This is a genomic window from Pseudomonas alvandae, from assembly GCF_019141525.1.
In the GTDB taxonomy this organism is placed as follows: Bacteria; Pseudomonadota; Gammaproteobacteria; order Pseudomonadales; family Pseudomonadaceae; genus Aquipseudomonas; species Aquipseudomonas alvandae.
In genome coordinates this window covers 1246474-1265486 of record NZ_CP077080.1, presented here as the reverse complement: position 1 = coordinate 1265486, position 19013 = coordinate 1246474, and the positions used below count along the sequence as shown (strand labels likewise).

At 60.7% G+C, this 19013-nt stretch carries 20 protein-coding genes; 11 read left to right on the top strand and 9 right to left on the bottom strand.

All coding sequences use genetic code 11. The features are described from left to right. Positions 1-78: 78 nt before the first annotated feature. From KSS97_RS05520 to KSS97_RS05500, 5 genes are read right to left on the bottom strand one after another with little or no spacing between them, the layout of a single operon-like run. On the bottom strand, positions 79-396 hold the full coding sequence (locus KSS97_RS05520) for an STAS domain-containing protein (RefSeq protein ID WP_438269621.1): 318 nt from the start codon (positions 394-396) through the stop codon (positions 79-81). Further along, positions 393-1046, bottom strand: coding sequence for an MlaC/ttg2D family ABC transporter substrate-binding protein (locus KSS97_RS05515; protein ID WP_030139862.1), 654 nt, complete (start codon positions 1044-1046; stop codon positions 393-395). The genes KSS97_RS05520 and KSS97_RS05515 overlap by 4 nt, the downstream gene beginning before the upstream one ends. An 11-nt stretch (positions 1047-1057) precedes the next feature. Further along, on the bottom strand, positions 1058-1525 hold the full coding sequence (gene mlaD, locus KSS97_RS05510) for an outer membrane lipid asymmetry maintenance protein MlaD (RefSeq protein WP_030139861.1): 468 nt from the start codon (positions 1523-1525) through the stop codon (positions 1058-1060). Next, entirely contained in the window at positions 1525-2322 is a 798-nt protein-coding gene (gene mlaE, locus KSS97_RS05505; RefSeq protein WP_030139860.1) for a lipid asymmetry maintenance ABC transporter permease subunit MlaE, read from the bottom strand. The genes mlaD and mlaE overlap by 1 nt, the downstream gene beginning before the upstream one ends. Beyond that, positions 2322-3131, bottom strand: coding sequence for an ATP-binding cassette domain-containing protein (locus KSS97_RS05500; protein ID WP_030139859.1), 810 nt, complete (start codon positions 3129-3131; stop codon positions 2322-2324). The genes mlaE and KSS97_RS05500 overlap by 1 nt, the downstream gene beginning before the upstream one ends. A gap of 274 nt (positions 3132-3405) precedes the next feature. Here KSS97_RS05500 and KSS97_RS05495 point away from each other — a divergent pair, with 274 nt between their 5' ends. From KSS97_RS05495 to KSS97_RS05450, 10 genes are all read left to right on the top strand, one after another. Continuing rightward, entirely contained in the window at positions 3406-4380 is a 975-nt protein-coding gene (locus tag KSS97_RS05495; protein ID WP_030139858.1) for a KpsF/GutQ family sugar-phosphate isomerase, read from the top strand. Then, on the top strand, positions 4380-4904 hold the full coding sequence (locus tag KSS97_RS05490) for a KdsC family phosphatase (RefSeq protein WP_217861259.1): 525 nt from the start codon (positions 4380-4382) through the stop codon (positions 4902-4904). Before KSS97_RS05495 ends, KSS97_RS05490 begins: the two co-directional genes overlap by 1 nt. Positions 4905-4911: 7 nt before the next feature. After that, entirely contained in the window at positions 4912-5484 is a 573-nt protein-coding gene (gene lptC, locus KSS97_RS05485) for an LPS export ABC transporter periplasmic protein LptC (RefSeq protein WP_030139856.1), read from the top strand. Then, a complete protein-coding gene (gene lptA, locus KSS97_RS05480) occupies positions 5471-6019 on the top strand; it encodes a lipopolysaccharide transport periplasmic protein LptA (RefSeq protein ID WP_030139855.1) in 549 nt (182 codons plus the stop codon). Before lptC ends, lptA begins: the two co-directional genes overlap by 14 nt. Further along, a complete protein-coding gene (lptB, locus tag KSS97_RS05475; protein ID WP_030139854.1) occupies positions 6019-6744 on the top strand; it encodes an LPS export ABC transporter ATP-binding protein in 726 nt (241 codons plus the stop codon). Before lptA ends, lptB begins: the two co-directional genes overlap by 1 nt. Positions 6745-6907: 163 nt before the next feature. Then, positions 6908-8401 carry an RNA polymerase factor sigma-54 gene (locus tag KSS97_RS05470; RefSeq protein ID WP_217861258.1) on the top strand — a complete coding sequence of 498 codons (1494 nt, stop codon included), beginning with the start codon at positions 6908-6910 and terminating at the stop codon, positions 8399-8401. A gap of 76 nt (positions 8402-8477) precedes the next feature. Beyond that, entirely contained in the window at positions 8478-8786 is a 309-nt protein-coding gene (hpf, locus tag KSS97_RS05465; protein WP_030139852.1) for a ribosome hibernation-promoting factor, HPF/YfiA family, read from the top strand. Positions 8787-8798: 12 nt separating this feature from the next. Continuing rightward, positions 8799-9263 (top strand): PTS IIA-like nitrogen regulatory protein PtsN, encoded by a 465-nt coding sequence (gene ptsN, locus KSS97_RS05460; RefSeq protein ID WP_030139851.1) that lies wholly within the window; start codon positions 8799-8801, stop codon positions 9261-9263. A 2-nt stretch (positions 9264-9265) separates the two neighbouring features. Continuing rightward, positions 9266-10123: an RNase adapter RapZ gene (gene rapZ / locus KSS97_RS05455; protein WP_217861257.1), complete on the top strand. Its 858-nt coding sequence runs from the start codon at positions 9266-9268 to the stop codon at positions 10121-10123. A 15-nt stretch (positions 10124-10138) separates the two neighbouring features. Continuing rightward, on the top strand, positions 10139-10414 hold the full coding sequence (locus KSS97_RS05450) for an HPr family phosphocarrier protein (RefSeq protein ID WP_030139849.1): 276 nt from the start codon (positions 10139-10141) through the stop codon (positions 10412-10414). A gap of 102 nt (positions 10415-10516) precedes the next feature. Here KSS97_RS05450 and pmbA read toward each other — a convergent pair whose 3' ends face one another. Beyond that, entirely contained in the window at positions 10517-11863 is a 1347-nt protein-coding gene (gene pmbA / locus KSS97_RS05445; RefSeq protein WP_030139848.1) for a metalloprotease PmbA, read from the bottom strand. A gap of 153 nt (positions 11864-12016) precedes the next feature. Here pmbA and yjgA point away from each other — a divergent pair, with 153 nt between their 5' ends. Further along, positions 12017-12541, top strand: coding sequence for a ribosome biogenesis factor YjgA (yjgA, locus tag KSS97_RS05440; RefSeq protein ID WP_014336624.1), 525 nt, complete (start codon positions 12017-12019; stop codon positions 12539-12541). Positions 12542-12731: 190 nt separating this feature from the next. Here yjgA and tldD read toward each other — a convergent pair whose 3' ends face one another. The 3 genes from tldD to KSS97_RS05425 all read right to left on the bottom strand — a co-directional run bounded on the left by tldD (position 12732) and on the right by KSS97_RS05425 (position 18986). Further along, positions 12732-14174 (bottom strand): metalloprotease TldD, encoded by a 1443-nt coding sequence (gene tldD / locus KSS97_RS05435; RefSeq protein ID WP_003197828.1) that lies wholly within the window; start codon positions 14172-14174, stop codon positions 12732-12734. A gap of 5 nt (positions 14175-14179) precedes the next feature. Further along, positions 14180-15043, bottom strand: coding sequence for a carbon-nitrogen hydrolase family protein (locus KSS97_RS05430; RefSeq protein WP_217861256.1), 864 nt, complete (start codon positions 15041-15043; stop codon positions 14180-14182). Positions 15044-15182: 139 nt separating this feature from the next. Continuing rightward, complete coding sequence (locus tag KSS97_RS05425; RefSeq protein WP_217861255.1) at positions 15183-18986, bottom strand: YhdP family protein; 3804 nt, start codon at positions 18984-18986, stop codon at positions 15183-15185. Positions 18987-19013: the final 27 nt, after the last annotated feature.

Genomic DNA, 19013 nt, shown 5'->3' with positions numbered 1-19013 from the left:
GCACATCATACAAAAAAGCCCCTCGCCTGCGAACCCCGCGAAGCAGGACTCTGACGGGGGGCTTTTCAACGATGTGGATCAGGGGTGCGCCAACAGCTCGGTCAATTCGCTGACCTGGGCTATCTCGCGCATGTCTTCGGGCATCCCTCGGATGCTCCATGTCTTGCCGGCGGCCTGGGCATCGCGCATGAAGCACAGCAAAAGCGACAGTCCGACGCTGCTGGACTTCTGCACGGCTGAGCAATCAATCACCAGGTCGGCTGCTTTTGCCGACTTGATCAACGCCTGGCCCTGCTTGCGCAGACCCGGGCCGGTCCGGTAGTCCAGCACGCCGCTGAGCAGCAGCTCGCCGGCCTCGCCCAGGCGAATGTCGGACGCGCTCACCGACTCGTTCATTGTTCCTGCTTCTCTTTGGCTTCTTCGGTCACTTCCTTGGCCTTGGCGACTTCACCGGCCCAGCCGTCGATGGTCTTGTCCAGGTCATTGCCATTGCGCTGCATGGCGTCGGCGAACTGGTCACGGAACAGCTTGCCGATGTTGATGCCGTTGATGATCACGTTGCGTACTTTCCACTCGCCATTGATTTTCTCGAGTGTGTAGGACACAGGATAAACGGCGCCATTGTTGCCCTTGACCTGCATGTCAACGCTGGTGCGGGTGCCGCTTTCATCCTTGGCCGGCGAAACGGTGATGCCTTGGTTGTTGTATTCCAGCAACGCGTTGCCATAGAACTGCATCAGGCTGCGCTTGAAGTTTTCCTGGAAGCGGGTCATCTGCGCCGGGGTTGCCTTGCGCGAGTACTTGACGGTCATGATGCTCTTGGAGATGCCATCGGCGTCTACCACGGGGCCGACAATGCCATTCAGCGCGTCGTAGAACGCGCTTGGGTCCTGCTTGTATTTCTCTTTATTGGCGGCAAGGTCCGCCAGCAATCGAGTAGTGGTGTCCTGGATGATGTCGTGCGCCGAAGGCGCCGCCACGGCATTGCCCATCAGCGGCAGGGCCGCCAGCAGGACCAGCAGGCTGCGTCGCAGGATAGAGATCATTCAAAAGCTCCTCATTTGGCGTCTTTGCTAACGGTATTGAGCAGGAATTTACCGATCAGGTCCTCGAGCACCAGCGACGACTGCGTATCGTGGATGGTCCCGCCGTCCTTGAGCAGGGTGTCTTCCCCGCCCACGCTGATCCCGATGTATTTCTCACCCAACAGCCCAGCGGTGAGGATAGATGCAGTGGAGTCAGTCGGCAGGTTATCCACGCGCTTTTCCAACTGCAGCGTCACCCGCCCAGTAAAACTGTCACGGTCCAGATCGATTGCCGTGACCTTGCCGATCGTCACACCGGCCATGGTCACCTTGGCTCTGACCGTCAAACCGGCGATATTGTCAAAATAAGCATAAAGTTTATAAGTATCGGTGCTCGCGGTTGGCGCCAGTCCACTGACCCGCAAGGCCAGCAGCAGCAAAGCCAGGATGCCAGCCAGCAAGAAAAGGCCGACACCGATTTCCAGGGTGCGGTTTTGCATCAGAAATCTCCAAACATCAAGGCGGTCAGAATAAAGTCAAGGCCCAGTACGGCCAACGAGGCGTAGACCACGGTCTTGGTTGTGGCACGGCTGATCCCCTCTGACGTGGGCTCACAGTCATAACCTTGAAACACGGCGATCCAGGTGACCACGAAAGCGAATACGGCACTCTTGATCACACCGTTGAGCACATCGTCGAGGAAGTCGACGCTGTTCTGCATGTTGGACCAGTAGGAGCCTTCATAGACCCCCAGCCAATCGACGGCGACCCACGAGCCTCCCCAGATCCCCACGACGCTGAAGATCATCGCCAGCACCGGCAGGGAAATGAAGCCGGCCCACAGGCGCGGGGCGATGATGTACTTGAGTGGATCGACACCGATCATTTCCAGGCTGGACAACTGCTCGGTGGATTTCATGTTGCCGATTTCGGCGGTCAGCGCCGATCCGGCACGCCCGGCGAACAGCAGTGCGGTCACCACCGGGCCAAGCTCGCGCAACAGTGTCAGCGCAACCATCTGCCCGACCGCCTGCTCCGATCCATAGCTGGACAGGATACTGAAGCCCTGGAGCGCCAATACCATGCCGATGAAAATCCCCGAGACGACAATGATGACGAGGGACATCACCCCGACCGAATGCAGTTGCTTGACCAGCAGGCCGAAACCTCCGCCGGTCGAATTGCGGCCGAGCAAGGCGTGCATCAGGAACAGCGAGGAACGCCCAAGCACCGCCACCACGTCGATGCCGGAGCGACCGAACAGGCGAATTCTTTCGATTAACGATTTCTTGCGCATCAGCGCTTCCCCAGCAAGTCGGTACGGTAATCCGTGGCCGGAAAATGGAACGCCACCGGACCGTCCGGGTCCCCCTTCATGAATTGGCGAATGCGCGGGTTGTCCGAATCCTTCAATTCCTGCGGTGTGCCCTGTCCCAGCACCTGGCCATCACCGACGACATAGATGTAGTCGGCGATACTGGCGGTTTCGGCCAAATCATGGGAAACCACAATGCTGGTGATGCCCAGCGCATCGTTCAGCAAGCGAATCAGGCGTACGAGCACGCCCATGGCAATGGGGTCCTGCCCAACGAAGGGCTCGTCATACATGAGGATTTTCGGGTCGAGGGCAATCGCCCGCGCCAAGGCCACCCGACGCTTCATGCCGCCCGACAGCTCGTCCGGCATCAGTTCCAGGGCGCCGCGCAGCCCGACTGCCTGCAATTTGAGCAGAACGATGTCGCGGATCATTTCCTCCGGCAGCTCGGTATGGACACGCAGGGGAAACGCCACGTTCTCGAACACATCGAGGTCGGTAAACAGGGCACCGCTCTGGAACAGCACCCCCATGTCCTTGCGCGCATCGAACAGATCGCTGCGCGACAATTTCGGAAGGTTCTGGCCATTGACCCAGACTTCGCCGGCACTGGGACGCAGTTGCGCGCCCATCAGTCGCAGCAGCGTTGTCTTTCCGCACCCGGAAGGTCCCATGATGCCGGTCACCTTACCGCGCGGGATGCGAATATCGATGTCATTGAAAATGCTGCGCGTCCCTCGCTTGAAGGACAGTCCCTTCAGCTCGACCGCGTAAGCGTTGTCGGCACTCATCTAAACTCCTTGCGATGCAGCCTCATATTCGAGTGCTCCGGCCTGCCGACAAAAACGCCGGTACCGCCGGGCACACGAACCGGCGGCGAACTATATCACTGCAACCATCAGGCGCCCAAGGCCAACCCCCGGCCCGTTAAGCCCGGCTTAAGGTAAAACGCCACATTTTATGTCCGGCCTCGCGCCGTTCGAGCAAACGCATGACGAACTAACGTGAGGGAATCGCTCATTACCGCTATAATCGCCGCCTTTTCATTGGGCTATACGATCTGACATGAACCAATCCAGCGACCTGATTCAATCGGCACAACGTACTGTCCGCCTCGAACTTGAAGCCGTACAAGGCTTGTTGCCCCGTATCGACGCTGATTTCGTACGCGCCTGCGAGATGATTCTGGCCAGCAAGGGCCGTGTGGTCGTGGTCGGCATGGGCAAGTCCGGCCACATTGGCAACAAGATTGCCGCCACGCTGGCCAGCACCGGCACCACGGCTTTTTTTGTTCACCCCGCCGAGGCCAGCCACGGCGACATGGGCATGATCACCCGGGACGATGTCATCCTGGCACTGTCCAACTCGGGCTCGACCAATGAAATCCTCACATTGCTGCCATTGATCAAGCGACTGGGCATCCAGATGATCAGCGTCACCGGCAATCCAGATTCACCACTGGCCAAGGCAGCCGAGGTGAACCTCAATGTTCATGTCGAGCACGAAGCCTGCCCCTTGAACCTGGCGCCGACCTCGTCCACCACTGCAGCCCTGGTCATGGGCGACGCCCTGGCCGTGGCCCTGCTGGAGGCCCGCGGGTTCACCGCCGAGGATTTCGCCTTCTCCCATCCTGGTGGCGCCCTGGGCCGTCGCCTGTTGCTCAAAGTCGAGAACGTGATGCACAGCGCAAACGAGCTGCCGCAGGTTCAACGCGGCACGCTGCTCAAGGATGCGCTCATGGAAATGACCCGCAAGGGCCTGGGCATGACCGTTATCCTCGAAGCCGACGGCAAGCTCGCCGGGATCTTTACCGACGGTGACCTGCGCCGTACGCTCGACCGCGCTATTGATATACGTAACGCAACCATCGATGAAGTCATGACCCTTCACGGCAAGACTGCGCGCCCCGACATGCTGGCCGCAGAAGCCCTGAAAATCATGGAAGACCATAGGATCAATGCACTGGTGGTAGTGGATGAAGAGGATCGCGCGATCGGCGCTTTCAACTTGTCCGACCTCCTTCGCGCTGGAGTAATGTGATGACGACCGACCTGCTGCAACGGGGCAAGAACATCAAGCTCGCCGTTTTCGACGTCGACGGTGTACTCACCGATGGCCGCCTGTATTTCCTCGAAGACGGCAGCGAGTTCAAGACCTTCAACACCCTCGACGGCCAGGGCATCAAGATGCTGATGGCCGCGGGCGTCCAGACCGCCATTATCAGTGGTCGCAAGACCCCGGTGGTCGAGCGGCGAGCGAAGAATCTCGGCATCCCGCACCTTTACCAGGGTCGGGAAGACAAGTTGGTGGTGCTGGACGAACTGCTGGGCGAACTCAATCTAAGCTATGAGCAGGTTGCCTACCTCGGCGACGATTTGCCGGACCTGCCGGTGATTCGCCGGGTCGGCCTGGGCATGGCGGTGGCCAACGCAGCCGCTTTCGTACGCGAGCACGCCCACGGCGTCACCACCGCGAAGGGCGGCGAAGGCGCCGCCCGCGAATTCTGTGAATTGATCCTGAACGCCCAGGGCCACCTCGAAGCGGCCAACGCCGCGTACTTGTGAGCCATTTATGTTAAGCAAGAAGATTCGCACCCTACTGGTGTTCGGCTGCATCGCCGCGATTTTTGCGGCGGTGGGCTACTGGAACATCAGCCCGGAACGCTTCCTTGACCCTTCCGTGACCAAGGTCGAGGAAAACGATATCGATTGGTATGCGACCAATACGCATACCCTGCAATACCTGCCAGACGGCAAAGTGCAGTACGAAATGACGTCTGACAAAGTCGACCATGTAAAGGCCAGTGATATAACACTGGTCACCAAACCGGACCTGAACATGTTCCGCGGCACTGAATTCCCGTGGCACGTGCAGAGCGAGCGCGCCGAGGTCAATCCCGGCGGTACCGAAGTCGAACTGATCGACTCGGTACGCATCGCCCGGACCGATGAGAAAAACCGTACGACCATCATCACCAGCAGTCGCATGACGGTCTTTCCGCAACGAGAATATGCGCAGACCGAGCAACCCGTTAGAATCGACGGCGCTGGCGGCGTGTCGACCGGCGTAGGAATGAAGGCGTATTTGAAGGAAAGCAGGATACACCTGCTATCGAAAGTAAGAGGACAGTATGAAGCTCGCTAAAACCCTCCCTATTTTGCTCAGTCTGGGCGCAGCACTGGGAAGCGCGAGCGCCTGGGCCCTCCCCAACGACCGCGACCAGCCTATCCGTATCCAGGCCGACGATGCACAACTGGACGACAAGAACGGTGTCGCCACCTATAAAGGTGACGTGATCATCACCCAGGGTTCGATGAAAGTGACCGGCAACACCGTGACCATCACCCGCACCCAGTCCGGCGATATCGACGTGGTGACTTCGGTGGGCAACCTGGCCTACTTCGAACAACTGCAAACCGCGGGCGACACCAAGCCTGTACAGGGTTATGGGGTTACCATCCAGTATCACGCCGCCCAGGACCGCGTTGTCCTGATCGACCGCGCCAAGGTTGTCGACAAGGACAACAACGTGACCCAAGGCGAGAAAATCGTCTATGACACGGTCAAGAAACTGGCCAGCGCGGGTCGTGCCACTGGCAGCAAGGTCACCGAGGCGCGTCCGCGTATCGACATGGTGATCCAGCCGAAAAAGAAAACCGACGAGCAAAAGGCCCAGTAATGGCAACTCTGAAAGCCCAACACCTGGCCAAGAGCTACAAGAGCCGCCAGGTTGTGCGCGATGTCAGCCTGTCCATCGAGAGCGGCCAGATCGTTGGCCTGCTCGGCCCCAACGGCGCGGGCAAGACGACCTGCTTCTATATGATCGTCGGCCTGGTCCAGGCCGATCAGGGCCGCGTCCTGATCGACGACCTGGACGTCAGCCACCAGCCGATGCACGGCCGGGCGAAGGCCGGGATCGGCTATCTACCGCAAGAAGCCTCGATCTTCCGCAAACTGTCGGTTGCCGACAACATCATGGCCATCCTCGAGACCCGCAAGGAACTCGACAAGGCCGGCCGTCGACAGGAACTGGAAAGCCTGCTGCAGGAATTCCACATCAGCCACATTCGCGACAACCTGGGCATGAGCCTGTCCGGTGGCGAACGTCGCCGCGTGGAAATCGCCCGTGCCCTGGCCACCGCGCCGAAATTCATCCTCCTCGATGAACCGTTCGCCGGCGTGGACCCGATTTCGGTCGGTGACATCAAGCAGATCATCCATCACCTCAAGGCCAAGGGGATCGGCGTGCTGATCACCGACCACAACGTGCGCGAGACGCTGGATATCTGCGAGACCGCCTACATTGTCAATGACGGCCAGTTGATTGCCGAAGGCGACTCCGCGACTATCCTGGCCAATGAACTGGTCAAGGAAGTGTATCTGGGTCACGAGTTTCGCCTGTAAGCACAGATGTCTGGTGCATCGCCGGGCGTCGCCAATTTTATTGTGGCGACGCTCTAGGCAAACACCTCAGTTTCAGGCATATAATTTGCTTAAGTTTGGCGCTCCGGCGCCCTTGTAGTGGATGGCGCATGTGCGCCGGCGAATAAGGTGTTAAGCCCCTGCCATGAAACCATCGCTAGTCTTGAGAATGGGCCAGCAGCTGACGATGACGCCGCAGCTGCAACAGGCCATCCGCCTGCTCCAATTGTCGACCCTGGACCTGCAACAGGAAATCCAGGAGGCCCTGGAGTCCAATCCGATGCTCGAACGCCAGGAAGAAGGCGACGACTTCGACAACTCCGATCCGCTGGCCGACAACGTCGAACAGAAAACCCCTGCCGAAATCCCGGAGCCGTCCTATCAGGAAGCCGCCCCGACGGTGGATAACATCGAGGACGGCGAGTGGAACGAACGCATTCCCAACGACCTGCCCGTGGATACGGCATGGGAAGACGTCTACCAGACCAGCGCCAGCAGCCTGCCAAGCGGCGATGACGACGAGTGGGACTTCACCACCCGCACCTCCGCCGGCGAAAGCCTGCAAAGCCACTTGCTGTGGCAACTGAACCTGGCGCCGATGTCCGACACCGATCGCCTGATCGCCGTGACCCTGATCGATTGCATCAACAACCAGGGCTACCTGGACGAGACACTCGAAGAAATTCTCGAAGCTTTCGACCCCGAGCTCGACATCGAGCTGGATGAGGTCGAGGCGGTCCTGCACCGCATCCAGCAGTTCGAACCCGCCGGCATCGGCGCCCGCAGCCTGGGCGAATGCCTCTTGCTGCAACTGCGCCAGTTGCCCGCCAAGACACCGTGGCTGGCCGAAGCCAAGCGACTGGTCACCGACTACATCGACTTGCTGGGCGGCCGCGACTACAGCCAACTGATGCGGCGCATGAAACTCAAGGAAGACGAGCTGCGCCAAGTCATCGAGCTGGTGCAACGCCTCAATCCACGGCCCGGCTCGCAGATCGAATCCACCGAGCCTGAATACGTTGTCCCCGACGTGATCGTGCGCAAGCACAATGATCGCTGGCTGGTGGAGCTCAACCAGGAATCGGTGCCGAAACTTCGGGTCAACGCCCAATACGCCGGTTTCGTGAAACGCGCCGACACCAGCGCCGACAACACGTTCATGCGCAACCAGTTGCAGGAAGCGCGCTGGTTCATCAAGAGCCTGCAGAGCCGCAACGAAACCCTGATGAAAGTGGCGACCCAGATCGTCGAGCATCAGCGCGGCTTCCTGGAATACGGCGATGAAGCGATGAAGCCGTTGGTCCTGCATGACATTGCCGAGGCAGTGGGCATGCACGAGTCGACGATTTCACGGGTGACCACCCAGAAATTCATGCATACCCCGCGGGGAATCTATGAATTGAAATATTTTTTCTCCAGCCATGTCAGCACCTCCGAAGGCGGCGAATGCTCGTCCACGGCCATCCGCGCGATCATCAAGAAACTGGTCGCCGCGGAAAATCAGAAAAAGCCGTTGAGTGACAGCAAGATCGCTGGTTTACTGGAGGCACAAGGCATTCAGGTGGCCCGCCGTACCGTCGCCAAATACCGCGAATCCCTCGGGATCGCACCTTCGAGCGAACGCAAGCGGTTGATGTAACAGGCCACGCCACAGCGTTCCAGTGGCAGGCAACCCAGCCTGCCGCTTTATGCACTGGCAACGAAGGAGAAGCTGTATGCAAGTCAACATCAGTGGACACCAACTGGAAGTGACCGAACCCCTGCGCACCTACATCGGCGAAAAACTCGACCGATTGGAAAGGCATTTCGACAAGATCACCAACGTGCAAGTCACGATGTGCGTCGAAAAACTGCTGCAGAAAATCGAAGCCACGCTGCATATTCCCGGCGGAGAAGTGGTTGCCAACGCAGAGCACACAGACATGTATGCCGCGATTGACCTGCTGACCGACAAGCTGGATCGCCAACTCAAAAAGCATAAGGAAAAGACCCAGAGCCTCCTCCAGGGCGCAACCGGTCGTTAACCCCCCCAATCCATGATCCGACTAGAAACCATCCTGACCCCCGGCCGTTCCCAAGTGAACGCGCCGGGCGGCAGTAAAAAGAAAGCCCTCGAACAAATCGCCAACCTGATCCACCGCGAAGTGCCGGATCTGGAAATGCAGGATGTCTTCGAGGCACTGGTTGCCCGTGAAAAACTCGGTTCCACCGGTTTTGGCAACGGCATTGCCATCCCCCATTGCCGCCTCAAGGGCTGCGCCTCGCCTATCAGCGCGCTGCTGCACCTTGAAGCCCCCATAGATTTCGACGCCATCGATGGCGCCCCGGTCGACCTGCTGTTCGTCTTGCTGGTCCCGGAAGCCGCAACCGATGCGCACCTGGAGCTGCTGCGCCAGATCGCCAGCATGCTGGATCGCAAGGAAGTACGCGAAAAACTGCGCAGCGCCCCGAGCAACGAAGCCTTGTATCAGGTAGTCCTGGACGAGCAGAACGGCCATTAAACATGCGCATGATCATCGTCAGTGGCCGCTCCGGCTCAGGTAAAAGCACGGCCCTCAATGCGCTTGAGGACAGCGGCTACTATTGCATCGACAACCTGCCGGCTGGCCTGCTTCCGGAATTGGCCGAGCGCGCCCTGATCCACACCGAACTCGCGCAACCGCTGGTCGCCGTGTCCATCGATGCCCGTAACCTGCCCAGCCATCTGTCGCGATTTCCGGAATTGCTCGAAGAAGTTCGCAACCGGCATATCCAATGCGATGTGCTGTACCTGGATGCCGACGAAGAAACACTGCTCAAGCGCTTTTCAGAAACCCGTCGACGCCACCCGCTGAGCAACGCCAGCCGCTCCCTGGCTGAAGCGATCCATGACGAGAGCCAACTGCTCGGCCCCATCGCCGACCTGGCCGACCTCAAGGTCAACACCACGCACCTGAACTTGTACCAGCTGCGCGACACCATCAAGTTGCGCCTGCTGAACCAGCCTGAACCGGGAACGGCGTTTCTCGTCGAATCGTTCGGTTTCAAGCGCGGCATGCCGGTCGATGCCGACTTGGTGTTCGATGTTCGCTGCCTGCCCAACCCGTATTGGAAACCGGAGCTGCGCGAGCAGTCCGGACTGGACCAGCCAGTGGTCGATTATCTCGCTGCCCAACCGGACGTAGAGGAAATGTTCCAGGACATCTCCAGCTACCTCCTCAAATGGCTGCCCCGCTTCGCAGCGAGCAACCGGGCCTATGTCACGATCGCCATTGGCTGCACCGGTGGTCATCACCGTTCCGTCTACCTGACCGAGCGTCTGGGTCAGCTCCTGCAACAATCCCTGAAGAACGTCCAGGTTCGCCACCGCGACCTCAGCTAAAGGATTCACATCGCGATGCCTGCTCGGGAAATTGAAATCATCAACAAGCTGGGTTTGCATGCCCGGGCATCGGCGAAATTTGTGGGTGTGGCGGGTAAATTCCCTGACACCACGATCCGCGTCGGGCGCACGCCTGAAACAGCAGTCGACGGAAAAAGCATCATGGCGATGATGATGCTCGCTGCGGGCAAGGGCACCAGGATTCACTTGAGCACCGAGGGCGAACAGGCACAGGAAGCGATGGATGCCTTGGTCGCGCTGATCAACAATTATTTCGACGAAGGGGAATAACTGTGGCGAGGGGATCAAATCCCCTCGCCACACAGGAAATTCTGAGAACAAAAAAGGCGCGTCACCCAAATGGATGACGCGCCTTTTTTTCGGCCCTGAATATCAGCTACCCGCCACCGTCATACGCTCGATCAACACCGAACCGGTGCGGATGTTGCTGCGCAGCTCCAGGTCGTTCCCCACCGCCACGATCTGCTTGAACATGTCACGCATGTTCCCCGCGATAGTGACTTCCTGGACCGGGAATTGGATCTCGCCATTCTCGACCCAGAAACCCGCCGCGCCACGGGAGTAATCCCCGGTGACCATGTTCAGGCCATGGCCCATCAATTCGGTGACCAGCAGGCCACGCCCCATGCGCCGCAACAATGCCGCCTGGTCTTCTTCACCGTGAGTGACGAACAGGTTGTGCACGCCACCCGCATTAGCGGTGCTCGGCATGCCAAGTTTACGGCCCGAATACGTACCAAGGATGTATGAAACCAGTTCACCGTTTTCCACGAACGGCTTAGCGTAGGTCGCCAGCCCATCGCCGTCGAACGCCGAACTGCCCATGGCTTGCATCAGGTGTGGGCGCTCGTCGATGGTCATCCATTCAGGGAAAAGTTTCTGGCCCAACGCGCCTTCGAGGAACGACGACTTGCGATATAGATTGCCGCCGGACACCGCCGACAGGAAGCTGCCGAACAGGCCTCCGGCCAATTCGGCGGAAAACAGCACTGGCACCTCGCAGGTCGGTACCGGCCGAGCGCCCAGGCGACTGGCTGCCCGTTGCGCGGCTTTCTGGCCGATGCTGACCGGGTCCGCCAGCAACGTGCCCTGGCGATTCACGTCATACCAGTAATCGCGCTGCATCTGGCCGTCGGCCTCGGCGATCATCACGCAGCTGAGGCTGTGGCGGGTCGATGCGTAACCGCCGATAAACCCATGGCTGTTGCCATAGACCCGGCAGCCCTGGTGGGTGTTGAGCGTCGTGCCGTCGGCATTTTTGATCCGGCTGTCGGCGTCGAATGCTGCGGCTTCGCAGCGCAGCGCTTGTTCGATGGCTTGCTCAGGCGTGATATCCCAGGCATGGAACAGATCGAAGTCCTTCAGATCCTTGCACATCAGCGCAGCATCGGCCAAACCCGAGGCCTCGTCTTCGGACGTGTGCTTGGCAATCGCCAATGCCGCGGCGACTGTTTCGCGAATAGCGTCAGGACCGCTGGCCGAGGTGCTGGCCGAGCCCTTGCGCTGGCCTACGTACAAGGTAATGCCGAAACCCTGGTCACGGTTGAATTCGACGGTTTCCACTTCGCGCTGGCGCACCGAAGTCGACAGCCCCTGCTCCAGCGATACCGCCACTTCACAGGCGCTGGCGCCCTGTCGCTTGGCCTCGGCGAGAATCTGCTCGACTTGCTCCTGCAGTGCCGGCAATGCCTGGGGGCCGACGCTTTGAACTGCACTCATGGTGTTCTCCACTCAAATTCTGCTTTCGGTAACGGTTTTGTACGCAAAGCGCCTGGACGTTTTTTCGTACAAACCCTTGGCCTTCGAGCGACCGGGCCGGACAACCGGCCCCCGACTGGTTATCATGGCGGCGTTTCTTTGCGGACTGCCACCATGGTTGATTCTTACGACGACTCCCTCTACGAGGGTGAAAAAAGCAAATCCCAGGTCAAACGCGAGCTGCATGCTCTGGTTGACCTCGGCGAGCGACTGACAACACTCAAGCCTGACTTGCTGGCCAAGCTGCCCCTGACCGACGCCTTGCGCCGGGCTTTGGCCGATGCGCCCAAGCACACCGCGAATATCGCGCGTAAACGGCACCTGCAATTCATCGGCAAACTGATGCGCGATCAGGACACTGACGCCATCCTCGTTCTGCTCGACCAGCTCGATGCCTCCACCCGGCAGTACAACGAACGCTTCCACAACCTGGAACGCTGGCGCGATCGCTTGATCGCAGGCGACGACGGCACCTTGGAAAAATTCGTCATCGACTACCCGGAGGCCGATCGCCAGCAATTGCGCTCCCTGATTCGTCAGGCCCAGCACGAACTGGCGCAGAACAAGCCACCGGCCTCGAGCCGTAAAATCTTCAAGTACATCCGTGAGCTGGACGAGACTCAACGCGGCCTGCGTTGAGTTTCATCCGACCCTGTAGGAGCTGCCGTAGGCTGCGATCTTTTGATCTTTTGATCCTTTGATCTTTCGCTTGGGACTCAAGCGTCATGGGAAAGATCGCAGCCTCGTTGCACTCGGCAGCTCCTACGCAGCTCCTACACAGCTGCTTCCACAGCTGCTTCCACAGCTTTTATTTGGATCTTGTGCATCGTCATGCCCCCGTGCCACCCACGGTAATCGCATCGATCTTCAGGGTCGGCTGGCCGACGCCCACCGGCACCGACTGCCCGTCCTTTCCGCATGTGCCCACGCCACTGTCCAGCGCCAGGTCGTTACCGACCATCGACACCTTGCTCATTGCCTCCGGCCCGTTGCCGATCAAGGTCGCACCCTTGACTGGCGCAGTGATCTTGCCATCTTCGATCAGGTAGGCCTCGCTGGTGGAAAACACGAACTTGCCACTGGTGATGTCCACCTGGCCGCCGCCGAGGTTGGCGCAATAGATGCCCTTCTTCACCGACGCGATGATTTCCGCCGGATCGCTCTGGCCGCCCAGCATGTAGGTATTGGTCATGCGCGGCATCGGCAGGTGTGCGTAGGATTCGCGACGACCATTGCCGGTGCGGGCCACGCCCATGAGGCGGGCATTGAGCTTGTCTTGCATGTAGCCTTTGAGCACGCCGTTCTCGATCAAGGTGGTGCACTCGGTCGGGGTGCCCTCGTCATCGACGCTCAGGGAGCCACGACGGCCGGCCAGGGTTCCGTCATCGACAATGGTGCAGAGTTTCGAGGCAACCATTTCGCCCATGCGTCCGCTGTAGGCCGAGCTGCCCTTGCGATTGAAGTCACCTTCCAGGCCGTGGCCGACGGCTTCGTGCAACAACACGCCGGACCAGCCGGAGCCGAGCACCACGGGCAAGGTGCCGGCCGGGGCCGGGATCGCTTCCAGGTTGACCAGCGCCTGGCGCAGCGCCTCGCGGGCGTAGCCCATGGCGCGGTCTTCGCTGAGGAAATAACGGTAGTCGGTACGCCCGCCGCCGCCATGACCGCCGCGCTCGCGCCGGCCGTTCTGCTCGACGATCACGCTGACGTTGAAGCGCACCAGCGGTCGCACGTCCGCCGCCAGGCCACCGTCGGTCGACGCCACCAGGATCCGCTCCCAGACCCCAGCCATGCTCACCGAAACCTGCTGGATACGCGGGTCAAGGGCGCGGGTCGCCACGTCGATACGCTTGAGCAGTTCGACTTTCTCGGCACGGCTCATGACTTCCAACGGATTGTCCGGTGCATATAGCTGGGCCACGTCCTGGCTGCTGAACGCCTGGACCGTGCCATTCTGCCCGGCCCGGGAGATCGAACGAGCGGCACGGGCGGCGGCGCCGAGTGCTTCGAGGGTGATCGCATTGCTGTAGGCGAAACCGGTCTTTTCCCCGGACTGGGCCCGCACGCCCACGCCTTGGTCGAGGTTGAAACTGCCTTCCTTGACGATGCCGTCTTCCAGCGACCATGACTCGGAGATCTGGCCCTGGAAATACAGGTCGGCGGCATCGATGCCCGGACCGGCCAGGTCGCCCAGCACGCCTTGCAGACTTTCCAGGGTCACGCCGCCGGGGGCCAAAAGGTGTTCACTGACTGAGGACAACAACCCGCTCATATGTTTTACGCCTTGAATTCGTCGTCTTGGACAGGTCGCTGTCGGGCGCCCTGCGAGAAAAAGCGCCGGTGGTTCGCCACCGGCATGCGCGCCCGGATGGACGCCTGTTCGCTGCTGTCGCGCTCGGCCAGCAGCACGGCCTCGCCTTGATCCTGTTGTGCCAGCACGCGGCCCCACGGGTCGACAATCGCCGCGTGACCAAAAGTCTCCCTTGGCCCTGGATGCACGCCGCCCTGGGCCGCCGCCAGCACATAACACTGGGTTTCGATGGCCCGGGCGCGGATCAGCACGTCCCAATGGGCCGCGCCGGTCACCGCGGTAAACGCCGAAGGCGCGGTGATCAACTCGGCACCGGCTGCCCGCAACTCGCTATAGAGCTCAGGGAAACGCAGGTCATAACACACCGTCAGGCCCACCCGGCCCACGGGAGTATCGGCAACGACCACATTGCCGCCATAAGCATAGTCATCGGATTCGCGATAACGCCCGCGATTGTCCGCCACGTCCACGTCGAACAGGTGCAACTTGTCATAGCGCGCCACGATCTGGCCTTGGTCGTCCACCAGCAACGAACAGGCATGGGCCTTGGCCTCGGGCTGGTCCACGGGCGGCAACGGCAATGTACCGGCGACAATCCATAACCTGAGGTCGCGGGCGACCTGTTTCAACCAGGGCAGGATCGGCCCCTGACCAAAGGCTTCGTCGCGACCGATCTGCGCCACGTCCCGCCGGCCCATGGCGGCGAAATTTTCAGGCAGCACCGCCAGCCTTGCGCCACCCTCCGCGGCCTGCTCCAGCAGCACGCGGGCACGAGCCAGGTTGGCGAGCACGTCGCTTTGGCTGACCATTTGAATCACGGCGACTGGCATGGTGCTTCCCTCACTTTTTACATCACTGCCCCTGTGGGAGCGAGCTTGCTCGCGATAGCGGTGTATCAGTCACATTTTCCTTTGCTGACCCACCGCTATCGAGAGCAAGCTCGCTCCCACAGGGACTCGCGTTAACCTGTCAAAACGGTTTGTCGAAGCTGATCTTCGGTTCTTTCCACGGCCCCTTGACGTCATATCTTACGCTGGCAAAACGCGCCACGCGGTCACCGATCAGCTTGTCGATCAAAAACAGCGCCCCGCCCACCGCCGGCGCCCCGACGATCAGCGCGGCGATCGGCAGGTTGTTCGTCACCGGCAAGGTCACCAACAGCTTGGCGTCTACCCGGTCGGTGACCATGTCCAGCGTACCGTTGAGCTCAAGGTTGCTCGACGGCCCCGCCAGGGTGATGGGCTCGCGCGTGACGTACACGCCGTCGCTCGCCACCAGCAACCCCTTGACCCGGTCGTAGCTCAGTCCTTTGCCGAACAGGTCGGAAAAATCCAGGCGCAAGCGCCGACCGATGGAGTTGAAGTTCAACAGGCCAAATACCCGCAAAGCCTGGGCGCTGCCTTCAACCTCAACGAACTGGCCCTTGCTCAATGACGCATCGAGACTGCCGGAGAAACGCTTGGTGGCAACCCAGGCGGGCGAGCCGGGCCAACGACCGTCCACATCCAGGCGGAATTCCTGGCTGGTCACGCTCGGCGCGAACCCCCACCCTTTCAAAACATCAGCCAGGTTCTTGCCCTTGATACGGCCCTTGTACCAACTGCTGGTGGAACCGGGTACGCCTTCCCAGGCGCCATTGCCGCTCAACACCATGCCTTTGAGGCCCATGTCCAACTCGTTCAACGCGATACCCTTGCCGGTAGGGCGCACCTTCAATGACCAGGCGCCAATCAGATCAGGGCCTTGGAACAACTGGTCGATGGCAATATCCATCGCCGGAATCTTGCTGGGATCGACCGTGGCCAGAGGATCCGGGGCGTTTTCATCGGCCTGGACCGTCGGGTCCACAGCCGGCAGGCGCACATAATCCAGCTTGATGCCGATCGGGGCGGCTTTCGCGTCCGGCAGGCTGACGCTGCCCTTGGCCTGCTGGCTGTCAAGCCGCAGGGCCCAGGCATCCGGTTTGCGGTCCAACTGCACCGAAGCCTGGTCCAGCGTCGTACCCATGGCCGTGAGCTTGCCCACTTTCAGGTCGGCGCTGCTGAGCACTTGTCGGGCACTGCCGCCCGGATCCTGGCCTGCGTATTTGCCCAGCAGTTCCTGCCAGGGGCTCACGTCCAGTTCCGACAGCGTGCCACGCAGTCGCAATCCCCTGCCGCCAGGCAATACTGCATCACCGGAACCCAGCAGCAATTCACCACGACCGTCGGCGACCTTTCCACTCGGCGCGGCATAAGTGAAACTGGCCAGGTCGCCGTAATTGACCCAATAACGCCGCTCCGGCCCCTGCAGCGTCATGCGGAACACCGTGTCGCGCCCGACATCGGCGGCCATCCCGAAGGGTGCCGGCAAGTCCACCGCCACACCCTTGAGGTTGGAGCTGACCGACAACTGGCTGTCGGCGCCGTCGAGGATCACTTGCAGTTGATACGGAACCACCCCGGAGACAGGCAATGGCTGGGTCACGCTCAGCCAATCGGTGAGTTTCTTCACCTCGACCCGCCCCGACGCCGTCACTCGCGTATTGAGCGCACCGGCGCGGCCCTCGGCAAAAATCTGTGCAGTCACAGGTCGATCGAACGCCCTGGCCGCGATGTTCTTGCCGCTCAATCCCTTGCTGCTGTCGAAGCGGAAATCACCCTTGAGTTCGGTCAACTCGAGCGCCGGCTCGCTTAGCTTGAGTCGGGCCTTGTCGGTGGCAAAATCCACCAGGATTTTCGGTTGCTCGCCTTTGACCAGCGGGATATCGAGCTTCACGCTGCCCTGCAGCGCACCGTCGCCTTCCCAACCGGCGAACGTCTCGGCCGTACCGATAGGCGCGGTCTGGAGGATCTTCAGCCCATCGCCCAATCCACCGGCAAACCCGCCATCCAGCAGCAGATGAGAGCTCTGCCCGGTGGGCACGTGGGGAATGTTCACCGAAACATCTTTTACCTGGGTATCGAGCAGTTGCCCCTGGCTGGCGAAAATGCGCACGCCACTGTCTTCGACAAACACGTCGCCGCTGACCTTGCTGACGGAAGGCCAGCCCGGCTGGAAGGCCAGTTCGGCGTCATGCACCTTGAAAAACAGGCTGATGCTGCGGGCTGCGTCCTCGGCACCTTTGTTCAGCGAACCCTGGTATTGGAAAAAACCTTCGTCCACCGCGCCCTTGACGATTGCCGTGCGCAGCCACTCGTCCAGCGCCGGGCTGAGGACGGCCGGCAGGTACTTGCCGGTATAGCGTCCGTCGCCATCCACCAGGCCGACCCGCAGGTCCATGTAGTCTTCCTGGCTGTGGTCGAAATGCAGGCGGATCAGGAAATCGCCGGCAATCCGGCCTTCCTCCCCCAGCACCTTCAGGTAGGGCGCGATCAGGGTGAAGCCCTGCTTGTCGAGCTTCCAGGTCAACCGGGCGTTGGCTTGCAGGTATTGCCAGGGCTTGGCGAAGATCGGCGCCAGGTGCAGGGAGAAATCCTTGCTGTCCATGCGCAGTTCGCCGCCGCCCAGGTCACCGCTGAGGCTGCCGGAAACGTTGCGCGCCGCCGGAGCACCGTGATAGGCGTCAAAGCCCACCGTATCCAGGTTGGTGGCAAAGCTGACTTTCTGGTCGCCAGTGTTCTGTGGACGAAAGTCCACCAGCACGTTACGCAGGCCACCGGTCACCTTGAGCCGATCGATCGCCGTGGCGAGGCCCTCGGGCAACGGCGCCAAGGCATTGAGCAACGGCGTCAGCGGTGTCAGGTCGAGACGATCGGCCTCCAGGTGCCAGCGCTCCTCGGCCTTATCGGTGGCTTCGCTTTGTTGTAGCTGCAAGCGCGATTCCCAACGGGTCTCGCCCAGGCTCATCGCCAGGGTGTCGAGCGTCGCATTGAACCCTTCGCTGCCGCGTTGAAAGTAGCCGTTGAGGGCCAGATTCTGGATCTGTACCGGTTTGCGGTCGGCATAGGCGCCCTGCAACTGCGGCGCGTTCAGTCGCACCGCCGCGCTTTGCACGGTGCCCGCCCCCCAACTGAGCCAGAACTCACCACCGGCCTTGATCTCGGAAAAATTCCATTGTTGGGTCAGGCGTTTCGGCAGCCATTTGGACCAATCGCTTTGCGGCAGGCTCAGGTAGGCATCAGCCTCGCCATTCTTCCAGTCGCTGGCTCGGATCCGGGCACGCACATTCATCGCCACGGGTTGGCCGTCAGGCAGGGTCAGGCGGGCATCCAATCGTTGGCGCGTGGGGCCGGTGCGCAGGCTCAGGCCAACGTAGGTCAGGCTCAGCGGTGGCTGATCCAAAGGTTGCAAGGTAACTTGGCTGTCGAGCACCGACAGCTTCGAGACGATTTGCATCCGGTTCAGCAACTGCTGCGGATCAAGGGGCTGGTCGTCCCGCACTGGCAGGCCTTCCAAGGCCCACTTGCCGTCGGCGCCTTCCTTGAGGCTGATCTTCAGCCCACTCACTTCCAGATGAGCGATGCGCACCTGACGCGTCAGCAGGCTGTCCCATAGATCGGGCACGACGCGCACTTGATCCAGGTGCAAGGCATTGGCACCGTCGCCAACCACGACGTCACGCGCCGCCAATATAGGCGCCAGGGCGCTCCAGCTCCCGTCGAGGCTGCCAACGTGCACGGGCATGCCCAAGGCTTCGCTGGCCCGGGTCTCCAGCTCACCGCGGTATTCGGCCACCAGCGGGACCAGTTCCCGACCGAGGCTGACGTACAACGCCAGCAGCACCAGCAACAGTGCACACAAGCCCAGCCCCCAGCGCGTCAGCGTAGCCAAAAGACGTGTCAGGCGCTCCATGTCAGCAGCCTCCCCTGGCCAAGGCAT